Source organism: Gordonia sp. PvP123, assembly GCF_040547295.1.
Classification (GTDB): domain Bacteria; phylum Actinomycetota; class Actinomycetes; order Mycobacteriales; family Mycobacteriaceae; genus Gordonia; species Gordonia terrae.
In genome coordinates, this window is sequence record NZ_JBEPPN010000002.1 from 304,936 (window position 1) to 323,141 (window position 18,206).

18 protein-coding genes are annotated in these 18,206 nt (G+C 70.1%); 15 read left to right on the forward strand and 3 right to left on the reverse strand.

The features are described 5' to 3' along the window. The first annotated feature begins 9 nt into the window (after window positions 1-9). Complete coding sequence (locus tag ABIC25_RS04245) at window positions 10-1,485, forward strand: NAD(P)H-hydrate dehydratase (protein WP_354560112.1); 1,476 nt, start codon at window positions 10-12, stop codon at window positions 1,483-1,485. Here the strand turns inward: ABIC25_RS04245 and ABIC25_RS04250 are convergent. Beyond that, window positions 1,433-1,903 carry a hypothetical protein gene (locus ABIC25_RS04250; protein WP_354560114.1) on the reverse strand — a complete coding sequence of 157 codons (471 nt, stop codon included), beginning with the start codon at window positions 1,901-1,903 and terminating at the stop codon, window positions 1,433-1,435. The two genes, ABIC25_RS04245 and ABIC25_RS04250, sit on opposite strands and share 53 nt — an antisense overlap. A gap of 173 nt (window positions 1,904-2,076) precedes the next feature. On the opposite strand from ABIC25_RS04250, the gene alr reads away from it, so the two are divergent. The 8 genes from alr to groL all read left to right on the forward strand — a co-directional run bounded on the left by alr (window position 2,077) and on the right by groL (window position 9,356). Beyond that, on the forward strand, window positions 2,077-3,261 hold the full coding sequence (gene alr / locus ABIC25_RS04255) for an alanine racemase (RefSeq protein WP_354560115.1): 1,185 nt from the start codon (window positions 2,077-2,079) through the stop codon (window positions 3,259-3,261). Further along, window positions 3,258-4,397 (forward strand): alpha/beta fold hydrolase, encoded by a 1,140-nt coding sequence (locus tag ABIC25_RS04260; protein ID WP_239400529.1) that lies wholly within the window; start codon window positions 3,258-3,260, stop codon window positions 4,395-4,397. Before alr ends, ABIC25_RS04260 begins: the two co-directional genes overlap by 4 nt. Continuing rightward, complete coding sequence (gene tsaE, locus ABIC25_RS04265) at window positions 4,394-4,870, forward strand: tRNA (adenosine(37)-N6)-threonylcarbamoyltransferase complex ATPase subunit type 1 TsaE (RefSeq protein ID WP_004019181.1); 477 nt, start codon at window positions 4,394-4,396, stop codon at window positions 4,868-4,870. Before ABIC25_RS04260 ends, tsaE begins: the two co-directional genes overlap by 4 nt. Continuing rightward, on the forward strand, window positions 4,867-5,577 hold the full coding sequence (gene tsaB, locus ABIC25_RS04270) for a tRNA (adenosine(37)-N6)-threonylcarbamoyltransferase complex dimerization subunit type 1 TsaB (protein ID WP_064571652.1): 711 nt from the start codon (window positions 4,867-4,869) through the stop codon (window positions 5,575-5,577). Before tsaE ends, tsaB begins: the two co-directional genes overlap by 4 nt. Next, entirely contained in the window at window positions 5,574-6,083 is a 510-nt protein-coding gene (gene rimI / locus ABIC25_RS04275; RefSeq protein ID WP_064571634.1) for a ribosomal protein S18-alanine N-acetyltransferase, read from the forward strand. The genes tsaB and rimI overlap by 4 nt, the downstream gene beginning before the upstream one ends. Next, window positions 6,080-7,126 carry a tRNA (adenosine(37)-N6)-threonylcarbamoyltransferase complex transferase subunit TsaD gene (tsaD, locus tag ABIC25_RS04280; protein ID WP_354560117.1) on the forward strand — a complete coding sequence of 349 codons (1,047 nt, stop codon included), beginning with the start codon at window positions 6,080-6,082 and terminating at the stop codon, window positions 7,124-7,126. Before rimI ends, tsaD begins: the two co-directional genes overlap by 4 nt. 194 nt (window positions 7,127-7,320) lie before the next feature. Further along, window positions 7,321-7,620, forward strand: coding sequence for a co-chaperone GroES (groES, locus tag ABIC25_RS04285; RefSeq protein WP_004019185.1), 300 nt, complete (start codon window positions 7,321-7,323; stop codon window positions 7,618-7,620). Between the two features lie 119 nt (window positions 7,621-7,739). Beyond that, complete coding sequence (gene groL, locus ABIC25_RS04290) at window positions 7,740-9,356, forward strand: chaperonin GroEL (protein ID WP_064571632.1); 1,617 nt, start codon at window positions 7,740-7,742, stop codon at window positions 9,354-9,356. Window positions 9,357-9,458: 102 nt separating this feature from the next. Here groL and ABIC25_RS04295 read toward each other — a convergent pair whose 3' ends face one another. Further along, window positions 9,459-9,755: a WhiB family transcriptional regulator gene (locus ABIC25_RS04295; protein WP_004019187.1), complete on the reverse strand. Its 297-nt coding sequence runs from the start codon at window positions 9,753-9,755 to the stop codon at window positions 9,459-9,461. A 415-nt stretch (window positions 9,756-10,170) separates the two neighbouring features. Here ABIC25_RS04295 and ABIC25_RS04300 point away from each other — a divergent pair, with 415 nt between their 5' ends. From ABIC25_RS04300 to ABIC25_RS04310, 3 genes are all read left to right on the forward strand, one after another. Further along, window positions 10,171-11,103, forward strand: a complete 933-nt coding sequence (locus ABIC25_RS04300; protein ID WP_354560119.1) for a hypothetical protein — start codon at window positions 10,171-10,173, stop codon at window positions 11,101-11,103. Window positions 11,104-11,278: 175 nt separating this feature from the next. Further along, window positions 11,279-11,866, forward strand: coding sequence for a sigma-70 family RNA polymerase sigma factor (locus tag ABIC25_RS04305; RefSeq protein ID WP_033203601.1), 588 nt, complete (start codon window positions 11,279-11,281; stop codon window positions 11,864-11,866). Beyond that, window positions 11,850-12,911, forward strand: a complete 1,062-nt coding sequence (locus ABIC25_RS04310; protein ID WP_004019190.1) for an anti-sigma-D factor RsdA — start codon at window positions 11,850-11,852, stop codon at window positions 12,909-12,911. The genes ABIC25_RS04305 and ABIC25_RS04310 overlap by 17 nt, the downstream gene beginning before the upstream one ends. Before the next feature lie 133 nt (window positions 12,912-13,044). On the opposite strand, the gene ABIC25_RS04315 is transcribed toward ABIC25_RS04310, so the two are convergent. After that, window positions 13,045-13,434: a DUF5319 domain-containing protein gene (locus tag ABIC25_RS04315; RefSeq protein ID WP_064571630.1), complete on the reverse strand. Its 390-nt coding sequence runs from the start codon at window positions 13,432-13,434 to the stop codon at window positions 13,045-13,047. Window positions 13,435-13,581: 147 nt separating this feature from the next. Here ABIC25_RS04315 and guaB point away from each other — a divergent pair, with 147 nt between their 5' ends. The 3 genes from guaB (at window position 13,582) to ABIC25_RS04330 (ending at window position 18,187) form a co-directional block, all read left to right on the forward strand. Beyond that, a complete protein-coding gene (gene guaB, locus ABIC25_RS04320; RefSeq protein WP_064571629.1) occupies window positions 13,582-15,093 on the forward strand; it encodes an IMP dehydrogenase in 1,512 nt (503 codons plus the stop codon). A gap of 87 nt (window positions 15,094-15,180) precedes the next feature. Continuing rightward, window positions 15,181-16,338, forward strand: coding sequence for a GuaB3 family IMP dehydrogenase-related protein (locus ABIC25_RS04325; protein ID WP_033203751.1), 1,158 nt, complete (start codon window positions 15,181-15,183; stop codon window positions 16,336-16,338). Between the two features lie 70 nt (window positions 16,339-16,408). Beyond that, window positions 16,409-18,187, forward strand: a complete 1,779-nt coding sequence (locus ABIC25_RS04330; protein WP_435529093.1) for a GMC family oxidoreductase N-terminal domain-containing protein — start codon at window positions 16,409-16,411, stop codon at window positions 18,185-18,187. The last annotated feature ends 19 nt before the right edge of the window (window positions 18,188-18,206 follow it).

Below are 18,206 nucleotides of genomic sequence, written 5' to 3' on the forward strand. Positions count from 1 at the left end.
TCGATCCGCATGCCGATCCGCTATCTGACGGCTGACGAGGTCCGCGACGCCGAGCGGGCCTCGGGGGACCTGCTCACCGGCGGCGTCCTGATGCGCCGGGCGGCGCATGGGGTCGCCCAGGTGATCGCGGCGGAGCTGAACCGGACCGGCGGCTGCTACGGACGGGCGGTCGGCGTCGTCGTCGGTGCCGGGGACAACGGCGGCGACGCGCTGTTCGCCGGCGCCGAACTGTGCCGCCGCGGAGTGCGGGTCGAGGCGGTCCTCCTCGCTCCGGACAAGGCCCACGCCGCCGGTCTGGCGGCATTCCGCGCCGCCGGCGGACGGACCGGTGAGCGACTCCCCGACGGACTCGACGTGATCGTCGACGGCGTGGTCGGTCTCGGCGGCCGGGGTCCGTTGCGGACGAACGCCGCCGAGGTCTTCGCGGGTGTCGATCCGGACACCACGGTCGTCGCGGTGGATCTGCCGTCGGGTGTCGACGCCGACACCGGCGAGGTCCACGATCCGGCGGTTCGTGCCGACATCACGGTCACCTTCGGGGTCCGGCGTCGTGCGCATCTGCTCGCCGCTCCGCAGTGTGGGGCAGTCGTCCTGGTCGACATCGGCCTCGACGATGTCCTGCCCGCGACGAGCCGACTCGCCACACCGACGCTCAGCGCGCTCGTCGACGACGAGATCGACTGGCCCACACCGGGTCCCGGAGATGACAAGTACACCCAAGGGGTCGTCGGGGTCATCGCCGGGTCGCATCGGTACCCCGGCGCCGCGGTCCTCGCCACCGGCGCGGCGGTGACCGCGACCTCGGGGATGACGCGCTTCGTGGGGTCCGCGCACGCCGAAGTGGTGGCGCGGTGGCCGGAGGTCGTCGCGACGCCCGATCTCGCCGACGCCGGTCGCGTCCAGGCGTGGGTCCTCGGCCCCGGTATGGGTACCGACGACGCCGCCGCGGCGACCCTGCGGACGGTCCTGGCCACCGACCTGCCGGTCCTCGCCGACGCCGACGCACTGACCCTGATCGCCCGCGACCCCGGTCTCGTCGACGGACGGACGTCGCCGACCCTGCTGACACCCCACGCGGGCGAGTTCGCCCGGCTGACCGGCACCGCGCTCGGCGCCGACCGTCTCACCGCTGTCGCCGACCTCGCCGCGAGGTGGGGCGTCACGGTGCTGCTCAAGGGGCGCGTCACACTGGTCGCCGACCCGACGGGTCACGTCCTCGGCAACGACGCCGGGTCGTCGTGGGCCGCGACCGCCGGGGCCGGGGACGTCCTGTCAGGGGTGGCCGGGGCCCTGCTCGCCGCCGGGACACCGCCTCGGATCGCCGGTGCGGCGGCCGCGCGCGTCCACGCCCGGGCGGCGGAGCTCGCGAGTGGCGGCGCGCCGATCGGGGCGTCGGCCCTGCTGTCGGCGCTGCGTCCGGCGATCCGCGAGTTCACCACGCGCCGAGCACGAACACGAGTGGGTACAGCGCCGTCAGCGCGGTGAACGCGGTGACCGACGACAGCACGATCGCATCGGCGATGATGCCCGCGCGCCGCAGCGCGCCGTGCCGGATGCGCTGGGTGACCGAGATGGCCAGCGCCGCGCAGGCGGCGACCGCCGCGACGACCCCGACGCCGAAGGCGACCAGGGCCGCGACCCCGTAGGCGTCGGCGGGTTCGCCGGCCATCGCGTGGCCGAGGGCGAGCAGGAAGAGCACCCCGGCCGTGATGAACGCCACCCAGGCGATCGCATTGGCGGCCCAGGAGGTCAGCGATGCGCTCAGGCCCGGACGGGCGGGGCCGGCGGGCGGGATGACCGGATCGACGGGGGAGAACGCGGCGAGGTCCTGGCCGTACGGCGGGGGCGCGAGGTGGGCGGGGGCGAACACGGCGGTGGCCTGCGGATTCGGATTGTTGTACATGGTGACTCCGTGGGTGCGGCGACGGTCGGGACTGCAGTGGGGTCCACTCAACCGCCCGGAGCACGCCGGTGCATCGGTGTGACTACTCAGACCCCGTCGGTAGATCGTCGCCCTCCTCTCGCTGCGGGCAGCCGGGGTCGGCCCGACCCGGCGATCTGGGACAATGAACGACGATGACTTCCCCTGCTCTGACCGCGACCGTCGATCTCGGCGCGATCGCCCACAACGTCGGTGTGCTGCGTGCCGTCTCGGGTTCCGACGTGATGGCGGTCGTGAAGGCCGACGCCTACGGCCACGGCGCGCTGCCGGTGGCGCGTGCCGTGCTCGCCGCGGGTGCCACCGAACTCGGTGTCGCGCACCTCACCGAGGCCGCCGCGCTGCGGGCAGCCGGCATCGACGCCCCGATCACGGCATGGCTGCACACGCCGGGTGCCGACTTCGCCGGTGCGATCACCGACCGCATCGACATCGCGCTCTCGTCGATCGCGCAGCTCGACGCGGTGGTCGCCGCCGCGCGGCGCGTCGGTCGACCCGCCCTGGTGACCGCCAAGGTCGACACCGGCCTCAATCGCAGCGGCGTCGCGGTGGACGAGTGGGCCGACTTCGCCGAGCGGGTCGCGAAGGCACACGCGGACGGATCGGTGATCCTGCGCGCGGCGATGTGCCATCTCGCGCGCGGAGACGAGCCCGAGCACCCGTTGAACGACGCCCAGGCGCAACGGCTCGACCTCGCGGTGGCCGACCTGGTCCGGCTGGGGGCGACGCCGCAGAGGGTGCACATCGCCAATTCGCCGGCGGCGCTGACCCGCCCGGATCTGGCCCGTGACCTCGTCCGTCCCGGGATCGCCGTGTACGGCCGCACCCCGGTGCCCGCACAGGGCGACTTCGGGCTGATCCCGGCCATGACGCTGACCGCGCGCATCGCGCTCGTGAAGAAGGTGGCCGCGGGGCAGGGCGTGTCCTACAGCGAGACATGGATCGCGCCGCGCGACACGGTGGTCGCCGTGGTCGCCGCGGGATACGCCGACGGCGTACCGCGACTGTTGTCGGGCCGCATCCGGGTCCGGATCGGTGATCGGATGTTCGACGGCGTGGGCCGGATCTGCATGGATCAGCTGGTCGTCGACCTCGGACCGGACGGGGCCGGTGTCCGCGAAGGGGACGAGGCCGAACTGTTCGGCACCGGAGCCGCCGGCGGCCCGACCGCGAAGGACTGGGCGGACGCGATCGGCACCATCGACTACGAGATCGTCTCGCAGGTCGGGACGCGGGTGGTCCGTAGGTACGTCGGCGAGAGGGTCGCCGGGGTAGATTCCGAGGACACGGTGACACCCGAGAACGCGGGGACCGGACAGTGAGCGGGGCACCACTGGTGGACGATTCCGAACGCGTCGGATTGCTGGCCGGGGTGGCGGGGATCGCCGCCCTGGGCGGTATGGCGGCCGTGGGGGCGGCACGAAACATCGCTCGCAAGAGTGTGGTCGGCCGGGCGGACCCACACGCCGACGTCGACCTCACCGCGCTCTACGGCGAGCGGGCGACCACGGTCACCACCGATGACGGCCTCGAGCTGGCGGTGCGGATCGTCGACCTCGGGACGGTGACGGCCGACTCGGCGCCCGACCTGACGATCGTGTTCGTGCACGGCTTCAGTCTTCGGTTGTCGAGCTGGCACTTCCAGTGCGAGCAACTCGCCGCGGAGTGGTCCGACCGCAACTACCGTCTGGTGTTCTTCGACCATCGGGGTCACGGGGAGAGCGACCCGGCTCCGACCGAGACGTGCACGATCGCCCAGCTCGCCGACGACGCGGCAGCCGTGGTCCGGGCCACCGTCCCGGTCGGACCCGTTGTCCTCGTAGGTCATTCGATGGGGGGCATGACCCTGATGGGCCTCGCTCGCCGCCACCCGGCACTGTTCTCGACCCACGGTCCGGTGGCCGGTGTGGGTCTCGTGGCGACGGCATCGCGCGGTATCACCGACGCCGGACTCGGTGAGGGACTGCGCAATCCGGTGGTGGACGCCTTCCGGATGAGTGTCCGCCGCGCCCCGCGCCTCGTACAGGCCGGCCGCGGACTGACCCGCTCGGCTCTCGAACCGGTGCTGGTCGCAGCGAGTTTCGGACCGACGTTCTACAGTCCGGCGCTCGGTGCGGCGGTGGACAAGATGATCCAGAGCACGCCGATCGAGACCATCGTGAACTTCTTGCACGCGTTGGAGATCCACGACGAATCCACCGCCCTGCCGGTGATCGCGCAGGTCCCGACCACGGTTGTGTGCGGCGATCGGGACCGACTGACGCCGCTGCGCAACTCGGTGCGGATGTACTCCCAACTCGGCGCCGACTCGCGACTGGTGGTCGCCAAGGGCGCCGGTCACATGGTCCAGATGGAGGAGCCGCGTCTGGTGAGCGACGCGATCGTCGAACTGGTCGACCGCGCGCGGGTCGCGCTGCCTGCTCCCCGCCGGCGCTGGTGGAAGCGAGGCCGGGGATGAGCCGACCGGGTCCCGGCGGTGCGCGTGAACTTCCCGACGTCGCCGACACCGAGGCCTTCGGTGCCGAGCTGGCGTCGACCCTGACCGCGGGGGACGTGGTCATCCTCGACGGACCGCTGGGTGCGGGGAAGACGGCGCTGGCCCGCGGGATCGGAGCCGGGCTCGGCGTCGTGGGCCGGGTGACGTCGCCGACCTTCATCATCGCGCGCGAGCACCGACCGGGCCGCCCAGACCGACCGGGGATGGTCCACGTCGATGCGTACCGGCTCGGCGGCACCGGGAACGGTTCCGGCGTCCTCGACGAGCTGGACGCCCTCGATCTGGACTCCGACCTCGACGAGGCGGTCGTCGTCGTGGAGTGGGGTGAGGGCGTGGCCGAGCGGCTGGCCGATCGGCATCTCGTCGTGCGGCTGCGCCGGGACGCCGACAGCGATGTGCGACATGTGGAGTGGGAATGGGTGAGCGCCGAATGAGCGAGGGTCTGGTGCTGGCGGTCGACACCGCCACCGACTCGGTGGTGGCCGGAGTGGCCGCCCTGCACGACGGCGAGGTGCGGGTCCTGGCCGAGCGTGTGGTCGCCGACCATCGGCGGCACGCGGAACTGCTCACCAGCCTCATCGCCGAGAGTCTCGCCGAATCCGGCGCCGCCCGAACCGATCTGACCGCGGTCGTCGTCGGCTGCGGGCCCGGGCCGTTCACCGGGCTCCGGGTCGGGATGGCGACCGGCGCCGCCTTCGCCGATGCGCTCGGGATCCCGGCGTACGGTGTGTGCTCCTTGGATGCACTTGCCGCCGAAGCCGATCCGGGCGCCGCCGATGCCTCGTCTCGGATTCTCGTGGTGACCGACGCGCGCCGGCGTGAGGTGTATTGGGCGCTGTACGGGGGCGGCCGCCGGCTGCGCGGGCCCGAGGTGGCCGCGCCCGGGGTGGTCGCCGATGAACTCGCCGCCGACCGGTCCGCAGGACGGATCGGGGCTGCTGCCGGTTCTGCCGCCCATCTGGAGCTCACCGGCTGGACCGGCGGCGCACCCGCGATCGCGGTACCGACCGTCCGCGGGCTCATCGCGGCCGCGGCCGCCGACATCATCGCCGGACGGGAGCCCGCACCCCTTGTCCCGCTGTATCTCCGACGCCCCGACGCCGTCGAGCAGAAGGACCGCCGGGCGGGTGCGGCGCGATGACCACACCCGAATTGATGATCGACGCCCTCACCTACGGCGACATCCCGCGCTGTGCCGCGCTGGAACGGCAGATGTTCGCCGACGATTCCCCCTGGCCGGCAGCGGCTTTCCGGGCCGAACTCAACGCGCCCTACAACACCTATTTCGCGGCGCGGGAACGCGCCGGGGCCGACGTCATCGGGTATGCGGGCGTCTCCCTGCTCGGACAGCCGGACGCCTGGGAGTGCGAGATCCACACCATCGCCGTCGATCCGGACCATCGGGGCCGGGGAGTGGGCAAGGCCCTGCTCGAGGCCATGCTCGTCGTCGCCGACGAGAACGACGCCCCGGTGTTCCTCGAGGTGCGCACCGACAACGACGTGGCGATCGCGCTGTACTCGCGGCACGGGTTCAGCACCGCGGGTCTTCGCCGCAACTACTATCAGCCGTCCGGCGCGGATGCCTACACGATGTTGCGGCTACCGGTCTCGGGCCGGCCGCTCGAACCGGAGGAGGGCCCCGCGTGATCGTCATGGGTATCGAGAGTTCCTGCGACGAAACGGGTGTCGGCATCGTCCGGTGGACGCCGGGCGACGGTGACGCCCCCGGATACGCGACGATGCTCGCCGACGAGGTGGCGTCGAGCGTGGACGAACATGCGCGGTTCGGCGGCGTGGTCCCCGAGATCGCATCGCGTGCGCATCTGGAGGCGATCGTCCCCACGATGCGCCGGGCGCGGGAGACGGCCGGGATCGACCGTCCCGACGCCATCGCCGTCACCATCGGCCCGGGCCTGGCCGGTGCGCTGCTCGTCGGGGTCGCCGCGGCGAAGGCCTACGCACTCGCCTGGGATGTGCCGCTGTATGCGATGAACCATCTCGGCGGCCACGTCGCGGTGGACACCCTCGAGCACGGACCCATGCCGGAGTGCGTCGCACTGCTCGTGTCCGGCGGGCACACCCACCTCCTGCACGTCACCGATCTCGCCGAGCCCATCGTCGAACTCGGCACCACGGTCGACGACGCGGCGGGGGAGGCCTTCGACAAGGTCGCCCGTCTGCTGGACCTCGGCTTCCCGGGCGGTCCGGCACTCGACAGCGCCGCCCGCGCGGGCGACCCGGGCGCGATCGCCTTTCCGCGCGGGATGACCGGTCCCCGCGACTCGCGGCACGACTTCTCGTTCAGCGGAGTGAAGACTGCTGTCGCACGGTATGTGGAGAAATGTGAGCGAGACGGCGCGGAGGTGCCCGTCGCGGACGTGGCGGCCTCGTTCCAGGAGGCGGTCGCCGACGTGCTGACCATGAAGGCGGTCCGTGCGTGCCGTGACCTCGGCGTGGACACCCTGGTCCTCGGGGGCGGCGCGACCGCCAATTCACGCATCCGGTCGCTCGCCCAGGAGCGCTGCGCGGCGGCCGGGATCGACCTGCGGGTGCCCAAGCCGCGGCTGTGTACCGACAACGGGGTCATGATCGCGACCCTCGGTGCCCATGTGATCGCGGGGGGAGCGCGGCCGTCACCGCTGACCGTGGCGTCGGACCCGGCGATGTCGGTGCGAGTCAGCCAGCTGTAGTCGAGGGTCGTCGACGGATTCGCGGGCAGCGAACACGTCCGGGTTTTTGCAGCCACCACCCTTGAGTGCTGGCACTCGCATGTATAGAGTGCTAGTTGGCGCTGAGCGAAGCCTCGGATACCCGCGACGACGGGGTTTCACAGGGCCGTGAACGTGCAGATTCTTTCTCAGTACGAAAGTTGAGGACTCACATCGTGGCGAGCGTGAACATCAAGCCGCTTGAGGACAAGATCCTGGTGCAGGCCGTCGAGGCCGAGACGACCACCGCCTCGGGCCTGGTCATCCCGGACTCCGCCAAGGAGAAGCCGCAGGAAGGCACCGTCATCGCTGTCGGCGAGGGTCGGGTCACCGAGCAGGGCAACCGCGTCCCCGTGGACGTCAAAGAAGGCGACACCGTCATCTACAGCAAGTACGGCGGCACCGAGATCAAGTACGCCGGCGAGGAGTACCTGATCCTCTCGGCACGCGACGTCCTCGCCGTCATCGGCAAGTAGGACCGGCCGAGTTAGACCCCGCGAGCCGTTTTCGCGTCTCACATCGCCCCGGCGCCCCGTGCAGGGGTACCGGGGCGATGTGCGTTGCGGCGATCGGCTCCTGCTGAAGAAAGTGATTCATGGCCAAGCAGATTGAATTCAACGAAACCGCGCGACGGGCGCTCGAGCGAGGCATCGACCAGCTCGCCGACACCGTCAAGGTCACCCTCGGCCCCCGCGGACGGCATGTCGTCCTCGCCAAGGCCTTCGGCGGACCGAGCGTCACCAACGACGGCGTCACCATCGCCCGCGACATCGAACTCGACGATCCGTTCGAGAACCTCGGCGCGCAGCTGGTGAAGTCCGTCGCCACCAAGACCAACGACGTCGCGGGCGACGGCACCACCACCGCAACGGTTCTCGCGCAGGCGATGGTCAAGGCAGGTCTCCGGAACGTGGCGGCCGGGTCCAACCCGATCGCCCTCGGGCAGGGGATCAGCAAGGCTGCCGATGCGCTCAGCGAGGCCCTGCTCGCCGCGGCCACCCCCGTCTCGGGCGAGAAGGCCATCGCACAGATCGCCACCGTGTCCTCCCGGGACGAGGAGATCGGCGAGATGGTCGGCAAGGCGATGACCGCGGTCGGCGCCGACGGTGTCGTCACCGTCGAGGAGAGTTCCGGACTGAGCACCGACCTCGAGATCACCGAGGGCGTCCAGTTCGACAAGGGCTTCCTCTCGCCGTACTTCGTCACCGACGTCGACAGCCAGGAAGCGGTCCTCGAAGACGCGCTCGTGCTGCTCTACCGCGACAAGATCAGCTCCCTGCCGGAGTTCCTGCCGCTGCTGGAGAAGGTCGTCGAGGCGGGCAAGTCGCTGCTGATCGTCGCCGAGGACGTCGAGGGCGAGCCGCTGTCGACCCTCGTCGTCAACTCGATCCGCAAGACGATCCGCGCCGTCGCGGTCAAGGCGCCGTTCTTCGGCGACCGCCGCAAGGCCTTCCTCGAAGATCTCGCGGTCGTCACCGGCGGAACCGTGGTCTCCTCCGACATCGGTCTGAGCCTGTCGACCGTCGGCCTCGAGGTGCTCGGCTCGGTCCGCCGCGTCGTCGTCACCAAGGACGCGACCACCCTGGTCGAGGGTGCCGGGACCAAGGACGCGATCGCGGACCGTTCGGCCCAGCTCCGGCGCGAGATCGAGCAGTCCGACTCCGACTGGGACAAGGAGAAGCTCGCCGAGCGTCTGGCCAAGCTCTCCGGTGGTGTCGCCGTCATCCGTGTCGGCGCGGCCACCGAGACCGCCCTCAAGGAGCGCAAGCACCGCGTCGAGGACGCCGTCGCCGCGGCCAAGGCCGCGGTCGAGGAGGGCATCATCCCCGGCGGTGGCTCGGCCATCGTGCAGGCGTCGAAGAAGCTCGACGCACTCGCCGAGTCGCTGACCGGCGACGAGGCCCTGGGCGTGCGGGTCGTACGCGACTCCGCGCGTGCACCGCTGTACTGGATCGCCGCGAACGCGGGCCTCGACGGTGCGGTCGTGGTCGACAAGGTCGCAGGCGCGGCCGACGGCTCGGGATTCAATGCCGCCAGCCTCACCTACGGCGACCTGGTCGGCGAGGGCATCATCGATCCGGTGAAGGTGACCCGTTCAGCAGTCGTCAACGCGGCATCGGTGGCCCGGATGGTGTTGACCACCGAGACCGCCATCACCGACCAGCCGGCCGACGAGCCCGCCGGTCACGCCGGTCACGGGCACGCGCACTGACGTAGAACCTCGCCGGTCGCACACCGACGAACACGAGAGCCGGGTATCCCCGCAGGGATACCCGGCTCTCGCCGTCGTCAGATGGGCTCGTCGCCCCGGGCCTCAGCTGGCCATCCGGCGGCCGACGCCGCGCTTCATCAGGATGCTGCGCTCGGATTCGGAGAGGCCGCCCCAGATGCCGTACGGCTCCGCCACCGCGAGGGCGTGCTCCCGGCACTGCGCGATGACCGGGCACTGGTGGCACATCTCCTTCGCGCGGCGCTCACGTTGCGCTCGGGCCCGGCCGCGCTCGCCGTCCGGATGGAAGAACATGGCCGAGTCGACGCCGCGGCAGAGTCCTGACATCTGCCAGTCCCAGATGTCAGCGTTGGGGCCGGGGAGATGATTGGGCTGAGGCATGACAGCTACTCCTTGTCGTGGGCCGCACCGAGGTGCTCGGTGAGAAACGTCGATTTCCTGCAACGCTGAACTCACATTAAGCGGGCCTGAGAAATGGCGTCAATAGGCCCGAAATGGGACGTGATTGCCGCGAAAGTCTCAGAAATGTTAACGGCGGGTTAGGTGATGTCGGTCGGATAGCACAGCAGTGGCGAGGGTTTCATGCGGCCCCTGGATCGGATGGTCTCACCCCATGTGACCAGCGAATACAGCGAACCTCGCGTAGTCTTTGTCCAGCGTGACGTGCGCCGGGGTGTGGTGACGTCGAGCGAACCGATTTACACGTCGGAAATCCTCCGATGATGCACCCGTGATCTGTCCAGAGAATTAACGTTGGGAATCGTTCGTTAAATTCATGCAAACCAAAAAAGTCGGAGTGACCAAGAACACCTGGGCGGCGCTCGAGAACGCCGTTGAGCTGCGTCGACACCCGTCCACCGCGTCGGTGGTGGCACCGCTTCTGCGCGCTTGGGCCGACGCGGTCTCCGCCGGTGGACGCGGGGACTACGCGGGCGCGCTGACGACGCTCATCGATCTCGAGCGGGTCGTCGGTCCGCAGACCGGCCCGTCGACGCCTCCGGGACCGCGAACCGCACTGCTGTCGCTCTGCCAGAGCACCCGCGCATCGCTGGTGCGTCAGGCCGGGCGTCATCGGATCGCACATGGGATCGACGGCCGGTCCCTCGCGACCGTGGGTCTCTCGGATGGGATGGGATCGCCGGGCCCGGCCGAGGTCTCCCTGACGCGTGCCGCGGTCGCGGACGGACTCATCGGGCTCGCGGCCGACAATCTGGGCCTGCTGAGATTCGGTGCCTCTCGCCGGCTGCTCGATCGGGCGAGGTCGGTTCTCGACCCGTCTCCCGGACCGGCCCGGGGTGAATGGTCCTGGCAGGCGCCGGACGCCGATTGGGCCACGGCGACCCGCTGTCGGTTGCGCTGGGAGTGGGTGAGCGCCGAACTCGGTCTCTATCGTGGCGACGTCTCGACCGGGCTCGGCCATGCCCGGGCGGGGGCCTTGTTGATCCGGGAGATACAGGAGGCGGGAACCCCGGTTCCGGCTCGGCATCGCATCAAGACCGATCTCATCGCCGCAGCCGCCACCGCGGGTGGTGGGGATCGCGGCGCCGCGGCGACGGCTGCGCGGGGTGTCGCCGACGACGCTCGCGACGAGGGTCTCCTCCCGCTGGAGTGGGCCGCGATCAGTCTGCTGCTGGGCACCGGGTCCGCCTCTGACGACGACGCCGCACGCCACCGCGAGCTCCGCGCCACGCTGATCGGCAAGGGCATGGCGCTGATGCCCGGGGGTTGATCGCTAAGGTGTGTTGGGGTCTGCCACGCCGTCGCCGCCGGGGACGTCGGGGAACGCTGCTCACCAGCCGCGGTCCACGACGGTCGCCACCGGCGGCGTCACCGTGTCGGGGCCCGTACCAGGACTGGCGGCGAGGCCGGTTGGCCGATCTGTAACACGGGGATTCCTACGCGCGATGAAGTTGACAGGTGGTGAGTTGAACGACGCCGTCCGGGCCGCGGGCCAAGGCGATCGTGCCGCTCTCACGTCAGTTCTCGAAAGCGTGCAGGAACCGATCCTGCGCTACTGCCGAGGACGCATCGGGGTCGGGGAACGCCATCTGTTCTCCGCCGACGACATCGCGCAGGAGGCATTGATGGCGGTGATGACCGCACTGCCCCGTTATCGGGACCAGGGCAAACCGTTCATGGCCTTCGTCTACGGCATCGCGTCGCACAAGGTTGCCGACGCCATGCGGGTGGCGGCGCGGGTGAAATCGGACCCGGTCGACGAGATCCCCGAGGTCTCGCACGTCGCCGGCGGTCCGGAGCAGTTCGCCATCGACGCCGACGGCAGCAGACGGATGCGAGCCCTGCTGGGCATCCTGCCGGAGAAACAGCGCGAGGTCCTGGTACTGCGGTTGATCGTCGGCATGTCGGCGGAGGAGACCGCGCAGGCCATCGGCAGCACTGCCGGGGCGGTGCGAGTCGCCCAGCACCGGGCGCTGGCGAAATTGAAAGACGAGTTGAGACGGACAGGAGGTCACGATGAGCGGACAGTCTGATTGGCGTAGACGCCGTGTCGTCGGTGGTGACCAGCCGAACCGACCCGGCCAGCCACCGGCGCATCGCCGTGCGCCGGGTGCGAGTGGCCCGTCGCCGGCCGGTCCCGGACCCCGACCGCTGGACTCGGCTCCGTCAGGCGTCGATCCCGCCTCGGTCGAGGACGACGCCCTCGACCTCTCCGAGGTCAATTTCGACGAGAACTTCCTCGACGCGCTCACCCGCGACGTGCCGGTGCCGACCCGCGACGCGGCCGAATACCAACTGGCCGAGATGCTGTCGGGCTGGAAGTCCGAGATCATGTCCACCCCGGAGCCGGAGCTGGTGTCCGTCGACGATGTCGAACGGGCGATCGGCACCACCGAGCGGGCCAGTCGCGGGCGCCGGATGGTCCGTCACCTCCGCGTCGTGTCGGGTGCGGCCGCGATCGTCATCGTCGCGGCGGCCGGTCTGACCGTGCTCTCCGAGGGCTCGCAACCCGGTGACCCGCTGTGGGGCATCAAGCAGGTCGTGTTCGCCGAGGCGGCGTCGCAGACGCAGGCCGCGCACGATGTCCGCAACAATCTCGAGCGAGCCGAGGCCGCGATCGCGGCGGGCGACCCGGGCGCGGCGGCCGGCCTGCTGGCCGAGGCGCAGGAACGCATGGGACCGATGGACAGCGAGATGCGCGACGAGATGACCGAGTGGATGAACCGCATCCGCGACGGCGCCGGTCTGCCGACCGAACTCACCGTTCCCGCGCCGTCGACCGGCGCGGAACAGCCGGCCACGACCGAGCCGACCCGACCGGATCTGACCAGCCGCGAGGACGAGCCCTCGTCGCCCGGCGAGTCGACCCCGCCCGGTGGCGGTACCGATGAGCCGACCACGCCGTCCGAGCAGACGAGCGAACCGCAGGTGCCGTCGACGGTCCCCTCGTCGAGTGCTCCGACACAACCCTCGACGCCGTCCTCGAGCACCAAGGTCACGCGTTACCCGGCCGAATTCCCCGAGATCCCGTGGACCCCGCCGCCCGGTGTGGATGCATCGGGTCGGCCGATCGGCTGACGACCCCGGCACCACGTTCAACGAGTGAGGCCCTGCACCGAAGCGGTGCAGGGCCTCACTCGTATGGTCTGGCCGACGACTCGGTCACCGGACCGGCGAGCCGATGCGGGCTGTCCGCGTTCGTCTGCGGCAGTCAGCGTTCGTCGTCGAGATGGCTGCGCGCGTCTGCGTACCCGCGGCAGTAGTCCCACGTGACGTAGGCATCCGGGCGTGGATCCACCGCCGGCTCATGGGGCCGGACGGTGCCATCGATGAGAAGCTGGATCAGGTTGGCGCGCAACATGTCCCAGTCGTGGTAGTGGTCTTCGTGGCAGTCTTCGCAGACCACGACGAGGCCGCGCACGCCGCGATTGGCCAGCAACGCCTCGTAGAGTGCGAGATCGGCGAGATCCTCCTCGACCGCGAGCCGTTCGTTCTCGTCCAGCGGGATACCCGGTTCCACGCTGTCCAAGGCGGATGCGGGATCGCTGGGATCGTCGGCGAACGGGTCCGGCGGGAGGCCGGGTGGCAGGTGGTCACGCACCTCACCACCGTAGCCGATCCCCAGCCGCCCGCGCCGCAAGCATTCACCGGTCCCGGCGGCCGTGACCGGAGTCGATCAGGCGGTCTCACCGGCACGAAGACGCCTGTGTGACGATCGCCGCACCAGGGGAGTCGATACGATGGTCCGATGACTGCTGTTCGTACCGGTGGAGACGATCCCGGCAAGGTCGCGATGCTCGGCCTGACCTTCGACGACGTCCTGTTGCTGCCCTCGGCGTCGGACGTGATCCCCAGCGAGGTCGACACCTCGTCGCGGGTGACCAAGAACGTGACGTTGCGGGTCCCGCTGGTGAGTTCGGCGATGGACACCGTGACCGAGTCCCGGATGGCGATCGCCATGGCCCGTGCCGGCGGTATGGGTGTCCTGCACCGCAATCTGTCGATCGAGGAACAGGCCGGTCAGGTCGAGACGGTCAAGCGGTCCGAGGCCGGGATGGTCACCGATCCGGTCACCTGCACGCCCTCCCACACGCTCGCCGAGGTGGATGCGATGTGTGCGCGCTACCGCATCTCGGGCCTGCCCGTCGTCGACGACAAGGGTGAGCTCGTCGGCATCATCACCAACCGCGACATGCGCTTCGAGGTCGACCAGAGCCGACCGGTCGCCGAGGTCATGACCAAGGCGCCGCTGATCACCGCCCAGGAAGGGGTCTCCGCGGAGGCCGCGCTGGGACTGCTGCGCCGGCACAAGATCGAGAAGCTGCCGATCGTCGACGGCAACGGCCGGCTGACCGGACTCATCACCGTCAAGGACTTCGTCAAGACCGAGCAGCATCCGCTGGCGACCAAGGACTCCGACGGACGGTTGCTCGTGGGCGCAGCCGTCGGCACCGGCGACCCGCAGTGGGACCGTGCGATGGCACTCGCCGACGCCGGCGCGGACGTGATCATCGTGGACACCGCCCACGCGCACAACCGGCTCGTGCTCGACATGGTGGCCAAGCTGAAGGCCGAGGTCGGCGACCGCGTGGACGTGGTCGGCGGCAATGTGGCGACCCGTGAGGCCGCGCAGGCGCTCGTCGATGCCGGTGCCGATGCGGTGAAGGTCGGCGTCGGCCCGGGCTCGATCTGCACCACCCGCGTCGTCGCGGGCGTCGGCGCCCCCCAGATCACCGCGATCCTCGAAGCGGTGGCGGTCTGCCAGAAGGCCGGTGTGCCCGTGATCGCCGACGGCGGTCTGCAGTACTCCGGCGACATCGCCAAGGCACTCGCCGCCGGCGCGTCGACCGCGATGCTCGGTTCGCTGCTCGCGGGCACCGCCGAGGCGCCCGGCGAGCTGGTCCTCGTCAACGGCAAGCAGTTCAAGAGCTACCGGGGCATGGGCTCGCTCGGTGCGATGCAGGGGCGTGGGCAGGCGAAGTCGTACTCGAAGGACCGCTACTTCCAGGACGACGTCCTGAAGGAGGAGAAGCTGGTTCCCGAGGGCATCGAGGGACGCGTGCCGTTCCGGGGCCCACTGTCGCAGGTGATCCACCAGCTGGTCGGCGGCCTGCGTGCCGCCATGGGCTACACCGGCGCGTCGACGATCCCGGATCTGCAGACCGCGCGGTTCGTCCAGATCACCGCGGCGGGACTCAAGGAATCCCATCCGCACGACATCACTCTGACCGCCGAGGCGCCCAACTACTATTCCCGCTGAACTCCCCGAGGCCGTTCCCGCCGGACTCGTCCGGCGGGCCAGGCCGTAGGGTCGTTGTGCAGCTGAACTCCGCAGAAAGGCGCAGTGGTGCGTGACCTCGTCGAAATCGGCATGGGCCGGACAGCCCGACGGACCTACGAGCTGGGCGACATCAGCATCGTCCCGTCCCGTCGGACCCGTTCGTCCAAGGACGTCTCCACGGCGTGGCAGATCGATGCCTACCGGTTCTCCTCGCCGATCCTGAGTCATCCGACCGATGCCCTGGTGTCGCCGTCGGTCGCGATCGAGCTCGGCAAGCTCGGTGCGCTGGGGGTCCTGAACGGCGAGGGGCTGTGGGCCCGTCATCGCGACGTCGAGGCCAAGATCGCCGAACTCGTCGCGATCGCGGCGGAGGATCCGGATCCCTATGCGGCGGTTCGGCATCTGCAGAAGCTGCATGCGGCTCCGCTCGACAGCGGCCTGCTGGGCGAGGCCGTGGCGCAGGTCCGCGATGCCGGCGTCACCACGGCCGTGCGGGTCAGCCCTCAGCATGCGCCGGAACTGACCCCGGCGCTGCTGGCCGCCGGGGTCGAGATCCTGGTGGTGCACGGCACGATCATCTCGGCCGAGCACGTGGCACAGGTCGACGCCGACGGCGCCGCGCGCGAACCGCTCAACCTCAAGACCTTCATCGCCGACCTCGACGTGCCCGTCATCGCGGGCGGCGTGCACGATCACCGCACCGCCCTGCACCTGATGCGGACGGGCGCCGCGGGCGTCATCGTCGGCTACGGCTCGGCCGCGGGGGCCACCACGACCGGCGAGGTCCTCGGCATCGGTGTGCCGATGGCGACCGCCATCGCCGACGCCGCCGCCGCGCGTCGCGACTACCTGGACGAGACGGGCGGTCGCTACGTCCACGTCATCGCCGACGGCGACATCCACAGCTCGGGCGACCTGGTCAAGGCGATCGCCTGCGGCGCCGACGCCGCGGTTCTCGGAACCTCGCTCGCCGCAACGAGTTCGGCGCCCGGCAACGGCTGGTACTGGCCGTCGGCCGCGGCGCACCCGGACACCCCGCGCGGCGCGCTCCTGCAGGTCGCCGCGGGCGAGGACCGCCCGAGTCTGGAGCGTGTCCTCAACGGGCCGTCCGATGATCCCTACGGCGAACTGAACGTCGTCGGGGCGCTGCGTCGTGCCATGGCGAAGGCCGGGTACTGCGACCTGAAGGAGTTCCAGCGCGTGGGGCTGTCCGTCCACGCCTGAGTTCCCCCTGGCCCCGCGTCACGACGGGTTAGGGTGACCTGGGTCTCCTTATGTGACAATGCGCGTTAGTATGTTCGCCATGGGATTGGACAGGTCGACCGAACACGCCACCGACTTCGACGTTCTGATCGTCGGCTCCGGGTTCGGCGGGAGCGTGAGTGCGCTGCGGCTCGTGGAGAAGGGGTATCGCGTCGGCGTGGTCGAGGCGGGTCGTCGTTTCGAGGACGAGGACTTCGCCAAGACCAGCTGGCGCCTGAACCGGTGGCTGTGGGCGCCGAAGCTGGGCCTGTACGGCATCCAGCGCATCCACGCACTCAAGGACGTGATGATCCTGGCCGGGGCTGGGGTCGGCGGCGGGTCCCTCAACTACGCCAACACCCTGTACAAGCCGCCGACGCCGTTCTTCACCGATCCGCAGTGGAACCACATCACCGACTGGGAGGACGAGCTCGGTCCGTATTACGACCAGGCCCGCCGGATGCTCGGCGTGGTGACCAACCCGACGGTCACCGCCTCGGATCGTGTCGTTGCCGAGGTCGCGGCGGAGATGGGTGTCGGCGACACGGTGACACCGACGCCGGTCGGTGTGTTCTTCGGTGCGAAGACGGGCTTGTCCGGGGCGCCCGGCGAGACCGTCGCCGACCCGTATTTCGGCGGTGCGGGGCCGGATCGAACTGCGTGCACCGAATGCGGCGCATGTATGACCGGATGTCGGGTGGGTGCGAAGAACACTCTGCTGAAGAACTACCTCGGTCTCGCGGAACGCAACGGCGCCACCATCATCGACCGGACGACCGTGGACTCGCTGAACCGGCGCGCCGACGGTGTGTGGGAGGTGGGCACCCATCACTCGTCGTCGTGGGGGCCGCTGGGGCGTCGCCGGCGGACGATCACCGCGGGGCAGGTGATCCTCGCGGCCGGCACGTTCAACACCCAGCGACTCCTGCATCACGCGAAACTCGGTACGCTGCCGCAAATCTCGGACGCGATGGGCAGGCTCACGCGGACCAACTCGGAGTCGATCCTGGGCGCGATGGGTTCCCGGATCGACCCGGAGAACGACTACTCGCGCGGGGTCGCGATCACCTCGTCGTTCTATCCGGAACCGAACACGCACATCGAGCCGGTGCGATACGGCAAGGGCTCCAACGCGATCGCGTACCTGCAGACCCTGCTGACCGACGGCGGGAGCCGCCGCAACCGGTTCGGCCAGTTCCTCCGCCAGGTCGCCCGCAATCCGTTGCTGCTGGTGCGGCTGCTCGTGGTGCGACAGTGGAGCGAGCGGACCGTGATCGCACTGGTCATGCAGAACAACAACAATTCACTGACCACCTTCGTCCGCAAGCGCGGACCGCTTCGCTATGTCACCAGCAAGCAGGGCCACGGGGAACCGAACCCCACCTGGATTCCCAAGGGCAACGAGGCGACTCGGCGGATCGCGGCGAAGCTGAACGGCGGTGTCGCAGGCGGAACGTGGGGCGACATCGTCAACATGCCGCTGACGGCGCATTATCTCGGCGGGTGCGCGATCTCCGACGACCCGGAGAACGGTGTCATCGATCCGTACCAGCGCGTGTGGAACTACCCGACGCTGCACATCGCCGACGGTGCGTCGGTGTCGGCGAACCTCGGTGTCAATCCGTCGCTGACGATCTGCGCGCAGGCGGAACGCGCAGCGGCGCTGTGGCCGAACAAGGGGGAACAGGATCAGCGCCCCGCACAGGGTGACCCGTACCGCCGCATCGAGCCGACGACGCCGAGGTCGCCGGTGGTCCCGGCCGACGCGCCGGGCGCCCTCCGGTTGCCGATCATCCCCGTCGTACCGGTCACGGCCCAGCGGATCTCGTAGCAACCGTGCGCGGACAGCG